The 19,876-nt window shown below is 55.0% G+C and carries 17 protein-coding genes and 3 tRNA genes; all 20 read right to left on the minus strand.

All coding sequences use genetic code 11. The features are described 5' to 3' along the window. Positions 1-3: 3 nt before the first annotated feature. The 20 genes from rplW to tuf (ACZ9XP_RS05455) all read right to left on the minus strand — a co-directional run bounded on the left by rplW (position 4) and on the right by tuf (ACZ9XP_RS05455) (position 19,847). A complete protein-coding gene (rplW, locus tag ACZ9XP_RS05360; RefSeq protein WP_017507374.1) occupies positions 4-312 on the minus strand; it encodes a 50S ribosomal protein L23 in 309 nt (102 codons plus the stop codon). After that, positions 309-929, minus strand: coding sequence for a 50S ribosomal protein L4 (rplD, locus tag ACZ9XP_RS05365; protein ID WP_017507375.1), 621 nt, complete (start codon positions 927-929; stop codon positions 309-311). Before rplD ends, rplW begins: the two co-directional genes overlap by 4 nt. Further along, positions 929-1,573, minus strand: a complete 645-nt coding sequence (rplC, locus tag ACZ9XP_RS05370; RefSeq protein WP_020480219.1) for a 50S ribosomal protein L3 — start codon at positions 1,571-1,573, stop codon at positions 929-931. The genes rplD and rplC overlap by 1 nt, the downstream gene beginning before the upstream one ends. A gap of 143 nt (positions 1,574-1,716) precedes the next feature. Next, the gene (gene rpsJ, locus ACZ9XP_RS05375; protein ID WP_017507377.1) at positions 1,717-2,028 is read right to left on the minus strand and encodes a 30S ribosomal protein S10; all 312 of its coding nucleotides are present in this window, start codon (positions 2,026-2,028) and stop codon (positions 1,717-1,719) included. Between the two features lie 20 nt (positions 2,029-2,048). Beyond that, positions 2,049-3,239 (minus strand): elongation factor Tu, encoded by a 1,191-nt coding sequence (gene tuf, locus ACZ9XP_RS05380; RefSeq protein WP_465188107.1) that lies wholly within the window; start codon positions 3,237-3,239, stop codon positions 2,049-2,051. 74 nt (positions 3,240-3,313) lie between these two features. Then, positions 3,314-5,413, minus strand: coding sequence for an elongation factor G (gene fusA / locus ACZ9XP_RS05385; RefSeq protein ID WP_147688372.1), 2,100 nt, complete (start codon positions 5,411-5,413; stop codon positions 3,314-3,316). A gap of 27 nt (positions 5,414-5,440) precedes the next feature. Further along, positions 5,441-5,911 carry a 30S ribosomal protein S7 gene (rpsG, locus tag ACZ9XP_RS05390; RefSeq protein WP_017507380.1) on the minus strand — a complete coding sequence of 157 codons (471 nt, stop codon included), beginning with the start codon at positions 5,909-5,911 and terminating at the stop codon, positions 5,441-5,443. A gap of 100 nt (positions 5,912-6,011) precedes the next feature. Further along, the gene (gene rpsL / locus ACZ9XP_RS05395; RefSeq protein WP_017507381.1) at positions 6,012-6,383 is read right to left on the minus strand and encodes a 30S ribosomal protein S12; all 372 of its coding nucleotides are present in this window, start codon (positions 6,381-6,383) and stop codon (positions 6,012-6,014) included. Positions 6,384-6,535: 152 nt separating this feature from the next. Beyond that, on the minus strand, positions 6,536-10,729 hold the full coding sequence (gene rpoC / locus ACZ9XP_RS05400) for a DNA-directed RNA polymerase subunit beta' (protein WP_147688371.1): 4,194 nt from the start codon (positions 10,727-10,729) through the stop codon (positions 6,536-6,538). A gap of 59 nt (positions 10,730-10,788) precedes the next feature. Next, positions 10,789-14,964, minus strand: coding sequence for a DNA-directed RNA polymerase subunit beta (gene rpoB, locus ACZ9XP_RS05405; protein WP_147688370.1), 4,176 nt, complete (start codon positions 14,962-14,964; stop codon positions 10,789-10,791). 152 nt (positions 14,965-15,116) lie between these two features. Next, on the minus strand, positions 15,117-15,485 hold the full coding sequence (gene rplL / locus ACZ9XP_RS05410) for a 50S ribosomal protein L7/L12 (protein WP_147688369.1): 369 nt from the start codon (positions 15,483-15,485) through the stop codon (positions 15,117-15,119). A 36-nt stretch (positions 15,486-15,521) separates the two neighbouring features. Then, on the minus strand, positions 15,522-16,019 hold the full coding sequence (gene rplJ / locus ACZ9XP_RS05415; RefSeq protein WP_147688368.1) for a 50S ribosomal protein L10: 498 nt from the start codon (positions 16,017-16,019) through the stop codon (positions 15,522-15,524). Positions 16,020-16,102: 83 nt separating this feature from the next. Continuing rightward, positions 16,103-16,177: transfer RNA gene (locus ACZ9XP_RS05420), tRNA-Thr, on the minus strand. 121 nt (positions 16,178-16,298) lie between these two features. Next, positions 16,299-16,373: transfer RNA gene (locus ACZ9XP_RS05425), tRNA-Thr, on the minus strand. Positions 16,374-16,393: 20 nt separating this feature from the next. Continuing rightward, positions 16,394-17,089, minus strand: a complete 696-nt coding sequence (rplA, locus tag ACZ9XP_RS05430; RefSeq protein WP_147688367.1) for a 50S ribosomal protein L1 — start codon at positions 17,087-17,089, stop codon at positions 16,394-16,396. Next, positions 17,090-17,521, minus strand: a complete 432-nt coding sequence (gene rplK, locus ACZ9XP_RS05435) for a 50S ribosomal protein L11 (protein WP_017507387.1) — start codon at positions 17,519-17,521, stop codon at positions 17,090-17,092. Positions 17,522-17,617: 96 nt separating this feature from the next. Continuing rightward, positions 17,618-18,151 (minus strand): transcription termination/antitermination protein NusG, encoded by a 534-nt coding sequence (gene nusG, locus ACZ9XP_RS05440; protein ID WP_026107682.1) that lies wholly within the window; start codon positions 18,149-18,151, stop codon positions 17,618-17,620. A gap of 2 nt (positions 18,152-18,153) precedes the next feature. Then, a complete protein-coding gene (gene secE / locus ACZ9XP_RS05445) occupies positions 18,154-18,507 on the minus strand; it encodes a preprotein translocase subunit SecE (protein ID WP_206211424.1) in 354 nt (117 codons plus the stop codon). A gap of 63 nt (positions 18,508-18,570) precedes the next feature. After that, a tRNA-Trp gene (locus tag ACZ9XP_RS05450) sits at positions 18,571-18,646 on the minus strand. Between the two features lie 10 nt (positions 18,647-18,656). After that, positions 18,657-19,847, minus strand: a complete 1,191-nt coding sequence (tuf, locus tag ACZ9XP_RS05455) for an elongation factor Tu (RefSeq protein WP_465188107.1) — start codon at positions 19,845-19,847, stop codon at positions 18,657-18,659. Positions 19,848-19,876: the final 29 nt, after the last annotated feature.

Consider the following 19,876-nt stretch of genomic DNA (forward strand, 5'->3'; position numbering starts at 1 on the left):
TCCTTACTCCGCAACGGCCGGGGTGGCGGTCAGGTCAAGTTCTTGACCCGGAACCAGGCTTACATACGCCTTTTTCCAGTCCTTGCGGCGGCCAACGAAGCGACCAAAACGCTTGGTTTTGCCCTTAACGTTGACAGTGGAAACACCTTCAACCTTGACATTGAACAGCAGTTCAACGGCAGCCTTGATTTCCGGCTTAGTTGCATCGGTAGCAACGCGGAAAGCAACCTGCTGGTTTTTCTCGGCAACCAGTGTGCTCTTTTCAGACACGATCGGCGCCAGGATTACTTGCAGCAAACGTTCCTGGTTCATACCCACTGCTCCTCGAGTTGCTTCACGGCATCACGGGTGATTACCACTTTCTTGAAGCGTACCAGGCTGAACGGATCAGCTTGCTGAGCTTCAATTACCAGCACGTTAGGCAGGTTACGGGAAGATAGATACAGATTCTCATCCAGCTCTTTGGTGATGATCAGTGCACGGTCCAGACCCAGAGCTTTCACCTTGGCGGCGAATTCTTTGGTTTTTGGGGTGGCAACATTCAGCTCATCAACAATGATCAGGCGTTCGTCACGAACCAGCTGGGACAGAATGGTAGCCATACCTGCACGGTATTGCTTACGGTTCACTTTATGAGTGAAGTTTTCGTCCGGCTTGTTCGGGAAGGTGCGACCACCACCACGCCACAGCGGGGAAGAAGTCATACCGGCACGAGCACGGCCTGTACCTTTCTGGCGGAAAGGCTTCTTGGTCGAGTGTTTAACCTCGGCACGAGTCAACTGGGCACGGTTACCGCTACGGGCGTTAGCCAGGAAGGCAGTAACAACCTGATGTACCAGTGCTTCGTTGTAGTCACGTGCAAACAGTGCTTCAGAAGCTTGCAGGGCGTCTACTTGCTGACCCTGGGCATTGATCACTTTCAATTCCATTATGCACCTGCCTTCACGCTAGGACGCACCACTACGTCACCGTTCTTGGCACCAGGCACTGCGCCTTTTACCAGAATCAGCTGACGCTCTACGTCGATACGAACGACTTCCAGGCACTGAACAGTGCTCTTCACATTACCGTACTGACCAGCCATGCGCTTACCAGGGAATACACGGCCCGGATCTTGCGCCTGACCGATAGAGCCAGGGGAGTTGTGGGAAACCGAGTTACCGTGCGATGCACGGTTGGACGAGAAGTTGTGACGCTTGATGGCGCCAGAGAAGCCTTTACCTTTGGAGGTACCGGTAACATCTACCAGTTGGCCAACGGTGAAGATTTCAACGGACAGCGCATCACCAACATTCAGCGACGCCAGTGCTTCTGCAGTGAGGGTGAACTCACGCATAGTACGGGCGGCTTCAATGCCGGCCTTAGCGAAGTGACCGGCTTCTGCCTTGGTCACGCGATTGGCCTTGCGGGCACCTGCAGCAACTTGGACAGCTACGTAGCCGTCGGTTTCTGCGTTTTTAATTTGCGATACGCGGTTTGCGGACATATCCAGCACAGTTACTGGGACGGTAGCACCGTCTTCAGCAAAAATGCGGGTCATGCCGACTTTGCGACCGACTAGACCTAAAGTCATGGTTATTTCCTTTACAGGCGCCGATTACGATTGACCGGCTTGCTCAAAGAAAAGCGGACTCATCAAAATGATGAGTCCGCGACTTTATCACAGAAAAATCAATGCTTGCAAGCACTTAGCAAACAAACATTGTAAATCCGTAATTACTGAAGCTTGATTTCCACATCTACGCCTGCTGGCAGGTCCAGCTTCATCAGCGCATCAACGGTTTTATCAGTCGGATCAACGATGTCCATCAGGCGCAGGTGGGTACGGATTTCCAGCTGATCGCGGGAAGTCTTGTTCACGTGCGGGGAACGCAGCACGTTGAAACGCTCGATTTTGGTCGGCAGCGGAACCGGGCCTTTTACAACGGCACCAGTGCGCTTAGCGGTTTCAACGATTTCCTGAGCGGAGCGATCGATCAGATTGTAATCAAAGGCTTTCAGACGGATACGGATTTTCTGGCTTTGCATGGTATTAACTCCGCGTCCGATTAGGCGATGATCTTAGCAACAACGCCGGCGCCAACAGTGCGGCCACCTTCACGGATCGCGAAGCGCAGACCTTCTTCCATAGCGATCGGAGCGATCAGTTCTACGGTGATTTCTACGTTATCGCCTGGCATAACCATTTCCACGCCTTCGGACAGGCTAACAGCACCAGTCACGTCAGTAGTACGGAAGTAGAACTGTGGACGGTAGTTAGCGAAGAACGGGGTGTGACGGCCGCCTTCGTCTTTGCTCAGTACGTATACGGAAGCAGAGAACTTGGTGTGCGGAGTGATCGAACCCGGCTTGGCCAGAACCTGACCACGCTCAACGTCTTCACGCTTGGTACCGCGCAGCAGCACGCCTACGTTGTCGCCAGCTTGACCTTGGTCCAGCAGCTTGCGGAACATTTCCACGCCGGTGCAGGTGGTTTTAACGGTGGTCTTCAGACCAACGATTTCCAGCTCTTCACCAACTTTAACGATACCGCGCTCTACACGACCGGTCACAACAGTACCACGGCCGGAGATGGAGAATACGTCTTCGATCGGCAGCAGGAACGGCTTGTCGATAGCACGCTCAGGTGTCGGGATGTAGGAATCCAGAGCATCTGCCAGACGGAAGATCGCTGGTTCGCCGTATTCGGATTGGTCGCCTTCCAGTGCCAGACGAGCGGAACCGGTAACGATCGGAGTGTCATCGCCTGGGAAGTCGTAGGAAGACAGCAGATCGCGCACTTCCATTTCAACCAGTTCCAGCAGCTCAGCGTCATCCACCAGGTCAGCCTTGTTCAGGAAAACGATGATGTAAGGAACGCCAACCTGACGGGACAGCAGGATGTGCTCGCGAGTCTGTGGCATTGGGCCGTCAGCTGCGGAGCAAACCAGGATAGCGCCGTCCATCTGGGCAGCACCGGTAATCATGTTTTTAACGTAGTCGGCGTGACCTGGGCAGTCTACGTGAGCGTAGTGACGTGCTTCGGTTTCGTATTCTACGTGAGCGGTGTTAATGGTAATACCGCGAGCTTTTTCTTCTGGCGCGCTGTCGATCTGGGAGTAGTCTTTAGCTTCGCCGCCGAATTTCTTGGACAGAATGGTGGTGATAGCAGCGGTCAGGGTAGTTTTACCGTGATCCACGTGACCGATGGTACCAACGTTTACGTGCGGTTTGGTCCGCGCAAACTTTTCTTTTGCCATTTTGCAAACTTCCTTAATTAAAGAACAAACAGTTCAAAGGTTGGCCACGCCTGCGGCCAACCTCAACGCGCAAATTACTTACGAGCAGTCATCACTGCTTCAGCGATGTGCTTCGGTGCTTCAGAGTAGTGCTTGAACTCCATGGAGTAGGTAGCACGGCCCTGAGTCGCCGAACGCAGGTCGGTGGAGTAGCCGAACATCTCGGACAGAGGAACCTCTGCCTTGATCTTCTTGCCGCCCACGCCATCGTCGTCCATACCTTGAACAATACCGCGACGACGGTTCAGGTCACCCATCACGTCACCCATGTACTCTTCAGGGGTCTCTACTTCAACGGCCATCATCGGCTCGAGGATGCAAGGACCAGCGCGACGCATCGCTTCTTTGAATGCCAGCGAGCCGGCCAGTTCGAACGCGATCTGCGACGAGTCAACGTCGTGGTAAGAACCGAAGGTCAGACGAACAGTCACGTCCACCACCGGGTAGCCAGCCAGAATACCGTTGTTCAGCGAGTTGCGGATACCCTTATCAACGGAAGGAATGAATTCGCGAGGAATCACACCACCTTTGATTTCGTCGATGAACTTGTAGCCTTGACCTTCGCCGGACGGCTCCAGGGTGATTGTACAATCACCGTACTGACCTTTACCGCCGGACTGTTTGGCGTGCTTACCTTGCACATCAGCAACAGTCTTGGTGATGGTTTCGCGGTATGCCACTTGCGGGGCGCCCACGTTGGCCTCAACACCGAATTCGCGACGCATACGGTCAACCAGAATCTCCAGGTGCAGTTCGCCCATACCGGAAATAATGGTTTGTGCCGATTCTTCATCGGTACGTACACGGAAGGAAGGATCTTCCTTGGCCAGGCGGTTCAGGGCAACACCCATCTTCTCCTGGTCGGCCTTGGTCTTCGGCTCTACCGCTACGTGAATCACCGGCTCCGGGAACACCATGCGTTCCAAGATGATCGGGGCATCAACAGCACACAGAGTCTCACCAGTGGTCACTTCTTTCAGACCGATACCTGCTGCGATATCGCCAGCACGCACTTCGGTGATTTCCTGACGGTCGTTAGCGTGCATCTGCACGATACGGCCCATGCGCTCTTTCTTGCCTTTAACCGAGTTCAGCAGGGTGTCGCCAGAGTTAACCACACCAGAGTAAACGCGGAAGAAGGTCAGCTGACCTACGTACGGGTCGTTCATCAGCTTGAATGCCAGTGCGGAGAACGGCGCTTCGTCGGAAGCTTCGCGAACGGTAGCAGTACCGTCTTCGTTCTCGCCCGGTACTGGTGGCACGTCCAGCGGGCTCGGCAGCAGCTCAACAACCGCATCCAGCATACGCTGAACGCCTTTGTTCTTGAACGCGGAACCGCACAGCATCGGCTGGATTTCGCAACGCAGGGTACGCTGACGCAGACCGTTAACGATTTCTTCTTCGCTCAGGGTTTCGCCTTCCAGGTACTTGTTCATGGTGTCTTCGTCGACTTCAGCCGCCGCTTCAACCATTTTCTCGCGCCACTCTTCAGCAACCGCTACCAGATCAGCAGGGATCTCGCCGTATTCGAATTTCATACCCTGGGAAGCTTCATCCCAGATGATGGCCTTCATCTTCAGCAGATCTACCACGCCTTCGAAGCCGTCTTCAGCACCGATAGGCACAACGATAGGTACCGGATTACCGCGCAGGCGGGTCTTCACTTGCTCTACCGCACGGAAGAAGTTGGCGCCTTGACGGTCCATCTTGTTCACGAAAGCGATACGCGGCACTTTGTACTTGTTAGCCTGACGCCATACGGTTTCAGACTGAGGCTGTACGCCACCTACAGCGCAGTAAACCATCACCGCGCCATCCAGAACACGCATGGAACGCTCTACTTCGATAGTGAAGTCAACGTGGCCCGGGGTGTCGATGATGTTGAAGCGGTGTTCCGGGAATTGCAGACCCATACCTTTCCAGAAGGTAGTGGTTGCAGCGGAAGTAATGGTAATACCACGCTCTTGCTCTTGCTCCATCCAGTCCATGGTGGCTGCGCCATCATGCACTTCACCGATCTTGTGGTTTACACCGGTGTAGAACAGGATACGTTCGGTGGTAGTAGTCTTACCAGCATCAATGTGAGCAGAGATACCAATGTTACGGTAGCGCTCAATGGGGGTTTTCCTAGCCATGGCCAGAATCCTTTCGCAGGATGAATATTAGAAGCGGAAGTGCGAGAACGCCTTGTTGGCTTCTGCCATACGGTGAACTTCGTCACGCTTCTTCATCGCGCCGCCACGGCCTTCGGCTGCATCGATCAGCTCACCAGCCAGACGCAGGTCCATGGATTTTTCGCCACGCTTACGCGCAGCATCGCGCAGCCAGCGCATTGCCAGCGCCAGACGACGGGAAGGACGTACTTCAACAGGAACTTGATAGTTTGCACCACCTACACGGCGGCTTTTTACTTCAACGATCGGCTTGGCGTTGGAGATAGCAGTGTTGAACACTTCTACCGCGTTTTTGCCGGTCTTTTTCTCGATTTGAGCGAGAGCGCCGTAAATGATGCGTTCAGCAACAGATTTTTTGCCGTCGATCATTACAACGTTCATGAATTTGGTCAGATCCTGGCTACCAAACTTCGGATCCGGCAGGATGTCGCGCTTAGGCACTTCTCTGCGTCTTGGCATTTCAATTCCTTCACTATATTCAGTTGAGCTTGATGCTCGCGACTACTCAACAAAGCAGCCACTTACTCGACGGACGTATCCGCCGCTTAATGCCCTAAAATTACTTAGGACGCTTCGCGCCATACTTGGAGCGAGCTTGCTTACGGTCTTTAACGCCAGCAGTATCCAGCGAACCGCGAACAGTGTGGTAACGCACACCTGGCAAGTCTTTTACACGACCGCCACGGATCAGCACTACGGAGTGTTCCTGCAGGTTGTGGCCTTCACCACCGATGTAAGAGATCACTTCGAAGCCGTTGGTCAGGCGAACTTTGCACACTTTACGCAGAGCGGAGTTCGGTTTCTTCGGGGTAGTGGTGTATACACGGGTGCACACGCCACGCTTCTGCGGGCAGGCCTCCAGTGCAGGCACCTTGCTCTTCGACAGAACCGCAGTGCGGCCTTTGCGAACGAGTTGGTTAATAGTTGGCATTACTATCAGTTCCTAGTTGATTCTCTTGACGGCACCATACCACCAAGAAAGACGTGGATTATATTTTAGTCAACCACTTAGCGTCAATGAAATAACGCTGCCCTGCCAACGTTAGACGTTGATAGGACAGCGTTTTTTGGAATTAGTACAACTTAGTGTGTACTAGTGCCAGCGTCGATCTGCTCTTCCAGCGGTGCAAACTCCACATTCAGATCGCCAGTAGCGTTCTGACGGCGACGGTTGCGGTGGTAAGCCAGGCCGGTACCTGCCGGGATCAGACGGCCAACGATCACGTTTTCTTTCAGACCACGCAGATCGTCTTTCTTGCCCATGATCGCTGCTTCGGTCAGCACGCGGGTAGTTTCCTGGAAGGAAGCTGCCGAGATGAAGGAGTCAGTCGACAGCGATGCCTTGGTAATACCCAGCAGTACGTTGTCGTACTGTGCAGGAATCTTGCCTTCGGCGGCCATCTGATCGTTGGTCTCCAGCACTTCTGCGCGCTCTACCTGCTCGCCGGTGATGAAATCGGTATCGCCGGAATCGGTGATCACCACACGACGCAGCATCTGGCGAACAATCACCTCGATGTGTTTGTCGTTAATCTTCACACCCTGCAGACGGTACACTTCCTGTACTTCCTGGCCGATGTAGCGAGCCAGCGCTTCGATACCCTGCAGACGCAGGATGTCGTGCGGATCAACAGCACCATCGACGATCAATTCGCCGCGGTTCACCACCTGGCCATCGTGCACCAGTACGTGCTTGTCTTTCGGGATCAGGCTCTCGTAGGCATTACCGTCCAGATCGGTAATGATCAGACGTTGTTTACCCTTGGTATCCTTACCGAAGGAAACAGTACCGGTCACTTCAGCCAGCATGCCGGCATCTTTCGGCGAACGGGCTTCGAACAGCTCGGCTACGCGTGGCAGACCACCGGTAATATCGCGAGTCTTGGACGATTCTTGCGGAATACGTGCCAGCACTTCACCTTTACCGACTTCCTGGCCATCACGCACGGTAATGATCGCGCCTACCTGGAAGGTGATCGATACGGAAGCATCGGAACCTGCCAGTTTCACTTCGTTGCCGTTTTCGTCCAGCAGCTTCACCAGTGGGCGCAGCATTTTGGACTGTGCGCTGGCGCGGCGTTTGTTGTCGATTACCACCAGGGTGGACAGACCGGTGACTTCGTCGGTCTGCTTGGCAACGGTTGCGCCCTCTTCCACGTTTTCGAACTTCACGCGGCCAGAGTACTCGGTGATGATCGGACGGGTGTGCGGGTCCCATGTTGCCAACACTGCACCGGCCTTGATGGTCAGACCGTCGGTCACCATCAGGGTCGCGCCGTACGGCACTTTATGGCGTTCGCGCTCGCGGCCAACGTCGTCGTGAATCACCACTTCACCGGAACGGCTGATCACGATCAGCTCTTCCTTGTTGTTCTTCACGTAACGCATCTGGCTGGAGAAGCGTACGGTACCGTTGGACTTACCTTCTACCTGGCTGGCAGCGGCATTTCGCGATGCTGCACCACCAATGTGGAAGGTACGCATGGTCAGCTGGGTACCCGGCTCACCAATCGACTGTGCAGCGATCACGCCGACAGCTTCACCAGCGTTGACACGCTTACCACGTGCCAGGTCGCGGCCGTAGCACTGTGCGCACAAGCCGTAGCGGGTGTCGCAAGTAATCGCGGTACGTACCTTGACTTCGTCGATGCCACGCTCGTCGATCAGGTCAACCAGGGCTTCGTCCAGCAGGGTGCCGGCTTCGATCACGGTTTCGCTGGTAGACGGGTCCACCACGTCGCTGGCCGTCACACGGCCCAGAATACGGTCGCGCAGGGCTTCGATCACGTCACCACCCTGTACCACAGCTTTCATTACGAAGCCGTTGGAGGTGCCGCAATCATCCTCGATCACCACCAGATCCTGCGTGACGTCTACCAGACGGCGTGTCAGGTAACCGGAGTTGGCCGTCTTCAGTGCCGTATCCGCCAGACCCTTACGTGCACCGTGGGTGGAGATAAAGTACTGCAGAACCGTCAGACCTTCGCGGAAGTTAGCGGTAATTGGTGTTTCGATAATGGAGCCATCCGGCTTCGCCATCAGACCACGCATACCGGCCAGCTGTTTGATCTGCGCTGCGGAACCCCGGGCGCCCGAGTCGGCCATCATGTAAATGGAGTTGAACGACTCTTGATCGACTTCGTTGCCTTCGCGGTCGATAACCTTCTGCTTGGACAGCTCGTCCATCATGGCCTTGGCGATCTTGTCGCCAGTACGGCCCCAGATATCCACTACCTTGTTGTAGCGTTCGCCCTGGGTAACCAGACCTTGACGGTATTGCTCTTCGATCTCTTTGACTTCTTTCTGTGCTTCGCCCAGCAGGTCGAATTTCTTCGCCGGGATTTGCATGTCGTCTACGCAGATGGAAATACCACCACGGGTAGAGTAGGCAAAACCGGTGTACATCAGCTGGTCAGCAAAGATCACCGTGTCGCGGATACCGCAACGACGGAAGGAGCCGTTGATCAGACGGGAAATTTCTTTCTTCTTCAACGCACGGTTGATGAACTCGAACGGCAGGCCCTTCGGCAGGATCTCGGACAGGATCGCGCGGCCAACAGTGGTGTTGTAACGCTTGGTTACTGCCACGAATTCGCCTTGATCGTCTTTTTCCCACTCTTTCAGGCGCACGGTAATACGCGTGCCCAGTTCCACCTGGCGGGTTTCGTAAGCGCGATGTACTTCAGCGGTGTCAGCGAAAGCCATGCCTTCGTTGCGGCCGTTGATCTTGTCGCGGGTCATGTAGTACAGACCCAATACGATATCCTGGGAAGGAACGATGATCGGCTCGCCGTTGGCTGGGGACAGCACGTTGTTGGTGGCCAGCATCAGGGTGCGGGCTTCCATCTGCGCTTCCAGCGACAGCGGTACGTGAACGGCCATCTGGTCACCGTCAAAGTCGGCGTTGAATGCCGCGCAGACCAGCGGGTGCAGCTGAATGGCCTTGCCTTCGATCAGCAGGGGTTCGAAAGCCTGGATACCCAGACGGTGCAGCGTAGGTGCACGGTTCAGCAGTACCGGATGCTCACGGATCACGTCTTCCAGGATGTCCCATACTTCCGGCACTTCCTGCTCTACCAGCTTCTTGGCAGCCTTGATGGTGGAGGCCAGGCCCAGTACTTCCAGCTTGTGGAAGATGAAAGGCTTGAACAGCTCCAGTGCCATTTTCTTCGGCAGACCGCACTGGTGCAGGCGCAGGGTCGGGCCCACGGTAATCACGGAACGACCGGAGTAGTCCACGCGTTTACCCAGCAAGTTCTGACGGAAGCGACCGCCCTTACCCTTGATCATGTCAGCCAGCGACTTCAGCGGACGCTTGTTGGCGCCAGTCATGGCTTTACCGCGACGACCGTTATCCAGCAGCGAGTCAACCGATTCTTGCAGCATGCGCTTTTCGTTACGCACGATGATGTCCGGGGCACGCAGCTCGAGCAGGCGCTTCAGACGGTTGTTACGGTTGATGACGCGACGATACAGGTCGTTCAGGTCGGACGTGGCGAAGCGGCCACCATCCAGCGGCACCAGCGGGCGCAGCTCGGGCGGCAGCACTGGCAGCACTTCCATGATCATCCATTCCGGCTTCATGCCGGAACGCTGGAAGGCCTCCAGCACTTTCAGGCGCTTGGCGATCTTCTTGATCTTGGTATCAGAGCTGGTGGCTTCCAGTTCGCGACGCAGGGTCTCGATTTCGGAAGTCAGGTCCAGTTTCTTCAGCAGTTCACGTACGGCTTCGGCACCCATCAGGGCCACGAACTCTTCACCGTACTCGTCCAGCTTGTCCAGGTAGTCTTCTTCGGTCAGCAGCTGACGTGGTTGCAGGCTGGTCAGGCCAGGCTCGGTCACCACGAATGCTTCGAAGTACAGCACGCGTTCGATGTCACGCAGGGTCATGTCCAGCACCATACCCAGACGGGATGGCAGGGACTTCAGGAACCAGATGTGCGCAACAGGCGACGCCAGTTCAATGTGACCCATGCGCTCGCGGCGCACTTTGGACAGGGTAACTTCCACGCCGCACTTCTCGCAGATTACACCGCGATGTTTCAGGCGTTTGTACTTACCGCACAGGCATTCGTAGTCCTTTACCGGGCCAAAAATGCGTGCGCAGAACAGGCCATCACGCTCCGGCTTGAATGTCCGGTAGTTGATGGTTTCTGGCTTTTTAACTTCACCGAACGACCAGGAACGGATCTTGTCCGGGGAGGCGATGCCGATCTTAATCGCATCAAACTCTTCTTCTTGCGTAACTTGCTTAAAGAGATCGAGCAGAGCTTTCATTGCGTCTCCATTCAGGAGGAAGCCTGCGGCCAACGTTGGCCGCAGACTGCCTTACCTAATTAATAACGTTCCAGGTCGATATCCAGGCCCAGCGAACGGATTTCCTTCACCAGCACGTTGAAGGATTCCGGCATGCCGGCATCGATCTTGTGTTCGCCCTTGACGATGTTCTCGTAGATCTTGGTACGACCGGTTACATCGTCCGACTTCACAGTCAGCATTTCCTGCAGGGTGTAGGCGGCACCGTAAGCTTCCAGTGCCCACACTTCCATCTCACCGAAACGCTGGCCACCGAACTGTGCCTTACCACCCAGCGGCTGCTGGGTCACCAGCGAGTACGGGCCGGTGGAACGGGCGTGCATCTTGTCGTCTACCAAGTGATGCAGCTTCAGGTAGTGCATCACACCCACGGTTACCTTGCGATCGAAGGCTTCGCCGGAGCGGCCATCGTACAGGGTCATCTGGGTTTTGCTGCCGTTGAAGCCCAGTTGCTCGGTATGCGGATCGTCGCTCGGGTAAGCCAGATTCAGCATATGCATGATTTCCGACTCTTTGGCACCGTCGAACACCGGTGTAGCAAAGGTCATACCCTTGCGCAGGTTCTCGGCCAGCATCTTCACTTCGGCATCGGACATGTCTACCAGCTCGACTTTCTTGCCGGTGTCGTTGTAGATGCGTTCCAGATAGCTGCGCAGCGCTTCCATGCCTTGCTGTTGCTTCAGCATACGGTCGATACGCTCGCCGATACCTTTGGCAGCCCAGCCCAGATGCACTTCCAGAATCTGACCGATGTTCATACGCGACGGAACGCCCAGCGGGTTCAGCACGATGTCTACCGGGCGACCATCTGCCATGTACGGCATGTCTTCCACTGGCAGGATGCGCGATACCACACCTTTGTTACCGTGACGACCGGCCATCTTGTCACCTGCTTGCAGGCGACGTTTCACGGCGATGTACACCTTGACCATCTTCTGCACGCCCGGTGGCAGCTCATCGCCCTGGGTCAGCTTGCGCTTCTTGTCGTCGAACTTCAGGTCAAACTCTTCGCGTTTCTGCGAGAGGCTTTCCTTGATCAGCTCCAGCTGCTTGGCGATGTCTTCATCGGCCATGCGGATATCGAACCAATCGTGCTTGGTCGGCAGGCCGGCCAGGTACTCGGTATCGATCTTGGTGCCTTTGGCCAGACGCTTCGGACCTCCATTGGCTTCCTTGCCCACGATCAGGCGCTCGATACGGCTGAATGCATCGTTATCGAAAATACGCAGCTGGTCGTTCAGGTCCAGGCGATAGCGCTTCAGTTCTGCATCAATGATGGACTGGGCACGCTTGTCGCGCTCGATACCTTCGCGGGTGAATACCTGTACGTCGATCACGGTGCCGGTCATGCCGGTAGGCACGCGCAGCGAGGTGTCTTTTACGTCAGAGGCTTTTTCACCAAAGATGGCGCGCAGCAGTTTTTCTTCCGGCGTCAGCTGGGTTTCACCTTTCGGCGTTACCTTGCCCACCAGCACGTCGCCAGCGGTCACTTCTGCACCGATGTACACGATACCGGCGTCGTCCAGACGGCCAGCCATGCGCTCGGACAGGTTCGGGATATCGCGGGAGATTTCTTCCGGCCCCAGCTTGGTGTCACGTGCGACTACCGACAGTTCTTCGATGTGAATCGAGGTGTAGCGGTCGTCGGCAACGACTTTTTCGGAGATCAAAATCGAATCTTCGAAGTTGTAGCCGTTCCACGGCATGAAGGCGATGGTCATGTTCTGACCCAGTGCCAGCTCGCCGATATCGGTAGAGGCGCCGTCGGCCACCACATCACCGCGAGCAATCAGGTCACCTACCTTCACGATAGGGCGCTGGTTGATGTTGGTGTTCTGGTTAGAACGGGTAAATTTGGTCAGGTTGTAGATGTCGACACCTACTTCACCGGCCATGGCTTCTTCGTCGTTTACACGTACCACAACGCGGTTCGCATCAACGTAGTCCACCACACCGCCACGACGGGCGATCACGGTAGTACCCGAATCGACAGCCACATCGCGCTCGATACCGGTACCGACGAACGGTTTTTCCGGACGCAGGCAAGGTACGGCCTGACGTTGCATGTTGGCGCCCATCAAGGCACGGTTTGCATCGTCATGCTCCAGGAACGGAATCAGCGAGGCCGCAACGGATACCACCTGACCAGTGGCCACGTCCATGTACTGTACGCGGTCTGGTGTCGCCAGGATGGTTTCGCCTTTTTCACGGCAGGTCACCAGCTCGTCGATCAGGTTGCCCGCTTCGTCCAGCTCGGCGTTAGCCTGGGCAATCACGTAGCGGCCTTCTTCGATAGCGGACAGGTAGTCGATCTCGTTGGTCACTTTACCGTCAATGACTTTACGGTAAGGGGTTTCCAGGAAACCGAACTCGTTGGTACGTGCGTACACGGACAGCGAGTTGATCAGACCGATGTTCGGACCTTCCGGCGTTTCGATCGGGCAAACACGGCCGTAGTGGGTCGGGTGTACGTCACGTACTTCAAAGCCGGCACGTTCGCGCGTCAGACCGCCCGGGCCCAGGGCCGATACACGGCGCTTGTGGGTCACTTCGGACAGCGGGTTGGTCTGGTCCATGAACTGCGACAGCTGACTGGAGCCGAAGAATTCCTTGATCGCTGCCGAAACCGGTTTGGCGTTGATCAGGTCATGCGGCATCAGGTTGTCGGATTCAGCCTGGTTCAGACGCTCTTTCACGGCACGCTCAACACGCACCAAGCCAGCGCGGAACTGGTTCTCGGCCAGTTCGCCTACCGAACGCACACGACGGTTGCCCAGGTGATCGATATCGTCCACTTCGCCACGGCCGTTGCGCAGTTCGCACAAGATGGCAATCACGGAAACGATGTCTTCGGTCGCCAGCACGCCGTCGGTCACGTCACGACGGTGGCCGAACTTTTCGCCGACCAGGGTCTTGAACCACTCTGGCGACTTCTCGTCGAATTTGTACTGGAAAGTACGGGTGTTGAACTTCATGCGGCCAACACGGGACAGATCGTAGCTGTCTTCGTTGAAGAACAGGCGCTGGAACAGCTGCTCTACGGCGTCTTCTGTTGGCGGCTCGCCTGGGCGCATCATGCGGTAGATGGCCACGCGTGCAGACAGCTGGTCAGCGGTGTCGTCACCACGCAGGGTTTGCGAGATGTAAGCACCGTGGTCCAGGTCGTTGGTATACAGCACGTCCACTTCGGACACGTCCTGAATATCCATCTTGGCCAGCAGGTCGTCGGTGATTTCCTCGTTGGCACGGGCAATGATCTCGCCGGTTTCCGGGTTCACCACGTTATTGGCCAGCACTTTGCCTACCAGCACGTCAAACGGTACTTCGATGCGGTCCAGGTTGGCCGCAACGATATCGCGAATGTGCTTGGCAGTAATGCGCTTGTCTTTGGCAACGATCAGTTTGCCGTCTTCGCCCACGATATCGAACTTGGCGACTTCGCCCTTCAGGCGCTCGGCCACTACTTTCATGAACACGCCGTTGCCGGTGAGGTAGAAAGTATCGGTATTGTAGAACTCGGACAGAATGCGTTCGTTGGTGTAGCCCAGTGCCTTCAGCAGGATGGACACCGGCATCTTGCGACGACGGTCGATACGGAAGAACAGCTGATCCTTGGCATCGAACTCGAAGTCCAGCCAGGAGCCGCGGTAAGGAATCACGCGGGCGGAGAACAGCAGTTTACCGGAAGAATGCGTTTTGCCGCGATCGTGCTCGAAGAACACGCCCGGCGAACGGTGCAGCTGGGAAACGATGACACGCTCGGTCCCGTTGATAATGAACGACCCGTTCGAAGTCATCAGGGGGATTTCACCCATGTACACTTCGTTTTCGCGCACTTCTTTTACAACAGGCTTGGACGATTCTTTGTCCAGAATGGTCAGGCGGATACGTGCACGCAGTGGCGATGCAAAGGTAATGCCGCGCAGCTGGCATTCCTGAACATCGAACGGCGGGTCGCCCAGTACGTAATGCACAAAGTCCAGACGTGCAAAACCATTGTGACTGTTGATCGGGAAGATCGACTTGAATGCAGCCTGCAGGCCTACATCCTTGCGCTGATCAAACGGCACACCCAGCTGGAGAAACTCGGTGTACGAATCGATCTGGGTCGCCAACAGGAATGGGACGTCGAGAACAGTATTACGCTTCGCAAAACTTTTACGAATACGCTTCTTCTCAGTAAACGAATAACTCATAGAGTCTCCATCATGGGGGGGTGGCGCAAGAAACCAAACGTCAGCAACCACGCACAACTTGAATGCTGACCTTTGCCATCTTGCAAAGCATCACAAGCGCAACAAGGCTGGCGGATTACTCCGCCAGCCTGACTAATCTTCCCTAAGGAAGATTATTTTACTTCAGCCTTAGCACCGGCTTCGGTCAGTTGCTTCAGAACGTCTTCAGCTTCAGCTTTGGAAACGCCTTCTTTAACTGCTTTAGGAGCGCCGTCTACCAGATCTTTGGCTTCTTTCAGGCCCAGACCAGTGATAGCACGAACAACCTTGATCACGTTAACTTTGTTGTCGCCAGCAGCGGACAGGATAACGTCGAATTCGGTTTTCTCTTCAGCAGCAGCAGCGCCAGCAGCCGGGCCAGCAACGGCAACAGCAGCAGCGGATACGCCGAACTTCTCTTCAAACGCCTTTACCAGGTCGTTCAGTTCCATAACAGTCAGACCAGCAACTGCTTCGAGGATATCTTCTTTAGTGATAGCCATTTGTATAACTCCTGAATACTATTGATTTCGAATGAATTAAGCGGCTTCGGATTGCTTTTGCTCGGCCAGTGCGGCCAGAGCGCGGGCAAAACCGGATACCGGAGCCTGCATAACGAACAGCAGCTTGGACAGCAGCTCTTCGCGGCTCGGGATAGATGCCAGTTCGGCTACTTCGGCAGCGTTCAGCACTTTGCCGTTGTAGGAACCTGCCTTGACAACAATCTTGTTGTCTTCTTTGGCAAACTGGTGCAACACCTTGGCAGCAGCTACCGGGTCAGCAGATACACCGTATACCAGCGGGCCAACCATTTGGTCAGCCAGCGCTTCGAACTGGGTACCAGCAACCGCACGGCGTACCAGCGTGTTCTTCAGAACACGCAGGTACACGCCATTCTCACGCGCCTTGGCGCGGAGTTTGGTCATGCTGCTAACCTCGATGCCCCGATATTCAGCGATAACGAGAGTCTGTGCATCTGCCAGTTGAGCAGATACTTCAGCTACGACCGCCTTTTTATCTTCGATATTGAGACTCAAGGTCCACCTCCTAGACTGAAATGAAGCAGGAAATCCTGCCCCTCTTTGCAGCGGCGACCTAATCAGGAGACATAACAAACGGATGGTGCTCATGGGCGGAATTGAACCGCCGACCTCTCCCTTACCAAGGGAGTGCTCTACCCCTGAGCTACATGAGCGTAAACGTTGAAAAGCCTTCTAAGGGTACACCATCTGCGTAGGCTACTCTTTCGAGCATTAAGTTATGCACACCTACGGTCTTTGATAATCTGGCGAGCCGAAGCCCACCAGCCCAAAGCTTGGTGCTCATGGGCGGAATTGAACCGCCGACCTCTCCCTTACCAAGGGAGTGCTCTACCCCTGAGCTACATGAGCGTGTGCACTACTGCGGGCAATTAAGCCTGGGCAGCAGCCACATCTACGCGCACACCAACACCCATGGTGCTGGATACGGCGATTTTCTTCAGATACTGACCTTTGGCAGCGGCCGGCTTGGCTTTCACCAGGGCATCTACCAGGGCAGCAAAGTTTTCACGCAGGGCTTCAACTTCGAAAGAAGCGCGGCCGATGGTGGCGTGAATGATACCTGCCTTGTCGGTACGGTACTGAACCTGACCAGCTTTAGCGTTTTTCACAGCTTCAGCGACGTTAGGGGTAACGGTACCAACTTTCGGGTTAGGCATCAGGCCACGCGGGCCCAGAATCTGACCCAGTTGACCAACAACGCGCATTGCATCCGGGGAAGCAATCACTACGTCGAAGTTCAGGTTGCCAGCTTTAACTTGCTCGGCCAGGTCGTCGAAACCGACAACTTCAGCACCAGCAGCTTTAGCAGCTTCGGCGTTAGCGCCTTGGGCAAACACAGCAACACGTACCGACTTACCAGTACCACGCGGCAGCACAACGGAGCCACGAACTACTTGGTCAGATTTACGTGGATCTACACCCAAGTTAACGGCGATGTCGATAGACTCGTCGAACTTGGCAGTAGCAGCGGTTTTAACCATGGAAATCGCTTCTTCAACTGCGTACAGTTTGTTGCGATCTACTTGAGCTTTCAGCGCCTGAACGCGTTTGGACAGCTTAGGCATTTACACACCCTCCACTTCAAGACCCATGGAACGGGCGGAACCGGCGATAGTACGCACGGCCGCATCCAGATCGGCAGCAGTCAGGTCAGGAGCTTTGGTTTTAGCAATTTCTTCCAGCTGGGCACGGGTCACTTTACCAACTTTGTCCACGTGAGCTTTAGCGCTACCGGACTTGATGCCAGCGGCCTTTTTCAGCAGGATGGTTGCCGGCGGGGTCTTCATCACGAAAGTGAAGGACTTGTCCGCGTAAGCAGTGATCACAACCGGAATCGGCAGACCTGGCTCAACGCCTTGAGTCTGGGCGTTGAACGCCTTGCAGAATTCCATGATGTTCAGACCGCGCTGACCAAGAGCCGGGCCGATTGGCGGCGACGGGTTGGCTTTACCAGCGGGCACTTGCAGCTTGATATAGCCGACAATTTTCTTTGCCACGATTTAGCTCCTAAATTTGGGTATAACGCACCGCACATGCAGCGCTTCCCACACGAAGGGCGTAAGTATACGCAAAACCTTCTTTAAAAACAATAGTTACAGCTTCTCGACCTGGGAAAAATCCAGCTCGACTGGTGTATCACGACCAAAAATCTGCACAGAAACACGCAGCTTGTTGCGCTCGTAATTCACCTCATCTACCGAACCATTGAAATCGGTAAACGGGCCTTCATTAACGCGCACACGCTCACCCACCTCAAACAGCACTTTAGGCTTCGGCTTTTCCACACCATCTTGCATCTGCTGCATGATGGACTCCACCTCTTTGGCAGAGATAGGTGCGGGGCGGTTGGCCGTACCACCGACAAAACCGGTAACTTTAGGCGTACTCTTCACCAGGTGCCAAGTGTCATCGGTCATTTCCATTTCGACCAGCACATAACCAGGGAAGAACTTGCGCTCGGAAATGGAGCGCTTGCCATTCTTGATATCCACAACCTCTTCAACCGGCACGAGCACCTGGCCAAAAAGATCCTGCATGCTTTCGCGCTCGATACGCTCTTTCAATGCTTTCTGCACACTCTTCTCGAAACCCGAGTAGGCATGCACTACATACCAACGCTTAGCCATTATCAACCTCGACGAAGCAATACATCATAGAAGAGCCAGGACAACGACGAGTCAACCAGCCACATAAACAAGGCAAGCACAAAAACAAAGACAAAGACCATCATGGTCATTTGGCTCGTTTCTTTACGCGTTGGCCAAACCACTTTGCGAGCCTCTACAATCGACTCTTGCGCGTAAGACACAAACTCGCGCCCTGGTGCAGAAAACCAGAATACCCCAGCGGCAGCCAAAACAGCAGCAACAAAAACCAGCACGCGCAGCACGCCTTGGGTTTCCGGCAACAGGTAAAAGCCCACAACACCTGCAGTAACCAGCAGAGCAACCAAGCCAAGCTTAAGCTTATCTTGCATTTCCATATGAATTCTCGCGTTGCTTATACGTGAAAAGACTAACCGGCGTAAACGCCGGTTAGTCTTATTTGGCAGGCCAGGAGGGTCTCGAACCCCCAACCCTCGGTTTTGGAGACCGATACTCTACCAATTGAGCTACTGGCCTAAAACCTTCATCAAGCGATAATTTTTGCTACCACGCCGGCGCCAACAGTGCGGCCACCTTCACGGATCGCGAAGCGCAGACCTTCTTCCATAGCGATCGGAGCGATCAGTTCTACGGTGATTTCTACGTTATCGCCTGGCATAACCATTTCCACGCCTTCGGACAGGCTAACAGCACCAGTCACGTCAGTAGTACGGAAGTAGAACTGTGGACGGTAGTTAGCGAAGAACGGGGTGTGACGGCCGCCTTCGTCTTTGCTCAGTACGTATACGGAAGCAGAGAACTTGGTGTGCGGAGTGATCGAACCCGGCTTGGCCAGAACCTGACCACGCTCAACGTCTTCACGCTTGGTACCGCGCAGCAGCACGCCTACGTTGTCGCCAGCTTGACCTTGGTCCAGCAGCTTGCGGAACATTTCCACGCCGGTGCAGGTGGTTTTAACGGTGGTCTTCAGACCAACGATTTCCAGCTCTTCACCAACTTTAACGATACCGCGCTCTACACGACCGGTCACAACAGTACCACGGCCGGAGATGGAGAATACGTCTTCGATCGGCAGCAGGAACGGCTTGTCGATAGCACGCTCAGGTGTCGGGATGTAGGAATCCAGAGCATCTGCCAGACGGAAGATCGCTGGTTCGCCGTATTCGGATTGGTCGCCTTCCAGTGCCAGACGAGCGGAACCGGTAACGATCGGAGTGTCATCGCCTGGGAAGTCGTAGGAAGACAGCAGATCGCGCACTTCCATTTCAACCAGTTCCAGCAGCTCAGCGTCATCCACCAGGTCAGCCTTGTTCAGGAAAACGATGATGTAAGGAACGCCAACCTGACGGGACAGCAGGATGTGCTCGCGAGTCTGTGGCATTGGGCCGTCAGCTGCGGAGCAAACCAGGATAGCGCCGTCCATCTGGGCAGCACCGGTAATCATGTTTTTAACGTAGTCGGCGTGACCTGGGCAGTCTACGTGAGCGTAGTGACGTGCTTCGGTTTCGTATTCTACGTGAGCGGTGTTAATGGTAATACCGCGAGCTTTTTCTTCTGGCGCGCTGTCGATCTGGGAGTAGTCTTTAGCTTCGCCGCCGAATTTCTTGGACAGAATGGTGGTGATAGCTGCAGTCAGAGTGGTCTTACCATGGTCCACGTGACCGATGGTGCCAACGTTTACGTGCGGCTTGGTCCGCGCAAACTTTTCTTTTGCCATGGCAAATTCCCTGATAACGAATAAAGTCT

Source organism: Vogesella perlucida (genome assembly GCF_979366545.1).

Bases quoted from the DNA above. Each gene is read 5' to 3' on its own strand.
- rplW (WP_017507374.1), bottom strand. From the start codon at position 312: ATGAACCAGGAACGTTTGCTGCAAGTAATCCTGGCGCCGATCGTGTCT.
- fusA (WP_147688372.1), bottom strand. From the start codon at position 5,413: ATGGCTAGGAAAACCCCCATTGAGCGCTACCGTAACATTGGTATCTCT.
- nusG (WP_026107682.1), bottom strand. From the start codon at position 18,151: ATGGCTAAGCGTTGGTATGTAGTGCATGCCTACTCGGGTTTCGAGAAG.
- rplD (WP_017507375.1), bottom strand. From the start codon at position 929: ATGGAATTGAAAGTGATCAATGCCCAGGGTCAGCAAGTAGACGCCCTG.
- rpsJ (WP_017507377.1), bottom strand. From the start codon at position 2,028: ATGCAAAGCCAGAAAATCCGTATCCGTCTGAAAGCCTTTGATTACAAT.
- rpoC (WP_147688371.1), bottom strand. From the start codon at position 10,729: ATGAAAGCTCTGCTCGATCTCTTTAAGCAAGTTACGCAAGAAGAAGAG.
- rplA (WP_147688367.1), bottom strand. From the start codon at position 17,089: ATGCCTAAGCTGTCCAAACGCGTTCAGGCGCTGAAAGCTCAAGTAGAT.
- rpsL (WP_017507381.1), bottom strand. From the start codon at position 6,383: ATGCCAACTATTAACCAACTCGTTCGCAAAGGCCGCACTGCGGTTCTG.
- rpoB (WP_147688370.1), bottom strand. From the start codon at position 14,964: ATGAGTTATTCGTTTACTGAGAAGAAGCGTATTCGTAAAAGTTTTGCG.
- tuf (WP_465188107.1), bottom strand. From the start codon at position 19,847: ATGGCAAAAGAAAAGTTTGCGCGGACCAAGCCGCACGTAAACGTTGGC.
- rplC (WP_020480219.1), bottom strand. From the start codon at position 1,573: ATGACTTTAGGTCTAGTCGGTCGCAAAGTCGGCATGACCCGCATTTTT.
- rplL (WP_147688369.1), bottom strand. From the start codon at position 15,485: ATGGCTATCACTAAAGAAGATATCCTCGAAGCAGTTGCTGGTCTGACT.
- secE (WP_206211424.1), bottom strand. From the start codon at position 18,507: ATGGAAATGCAAGATAAGCTTAAGCTTGGCTTGGTTGCTCTGCTGGTT.
- tuf (WP_465188107.1), bottom strand. From the start codon at position 3,239: ATGGCAAAAGAAAAGTTTGCGCGGACCAAACCGCACGTAAACGTTGGT.
- rpsG (WP_017507380.1), bottom strand. From the start codon at position 5,911: ATGCCAAGACGCAGAGAAGTGCCTAAGCGCGACATCCTGCCGGATCCG.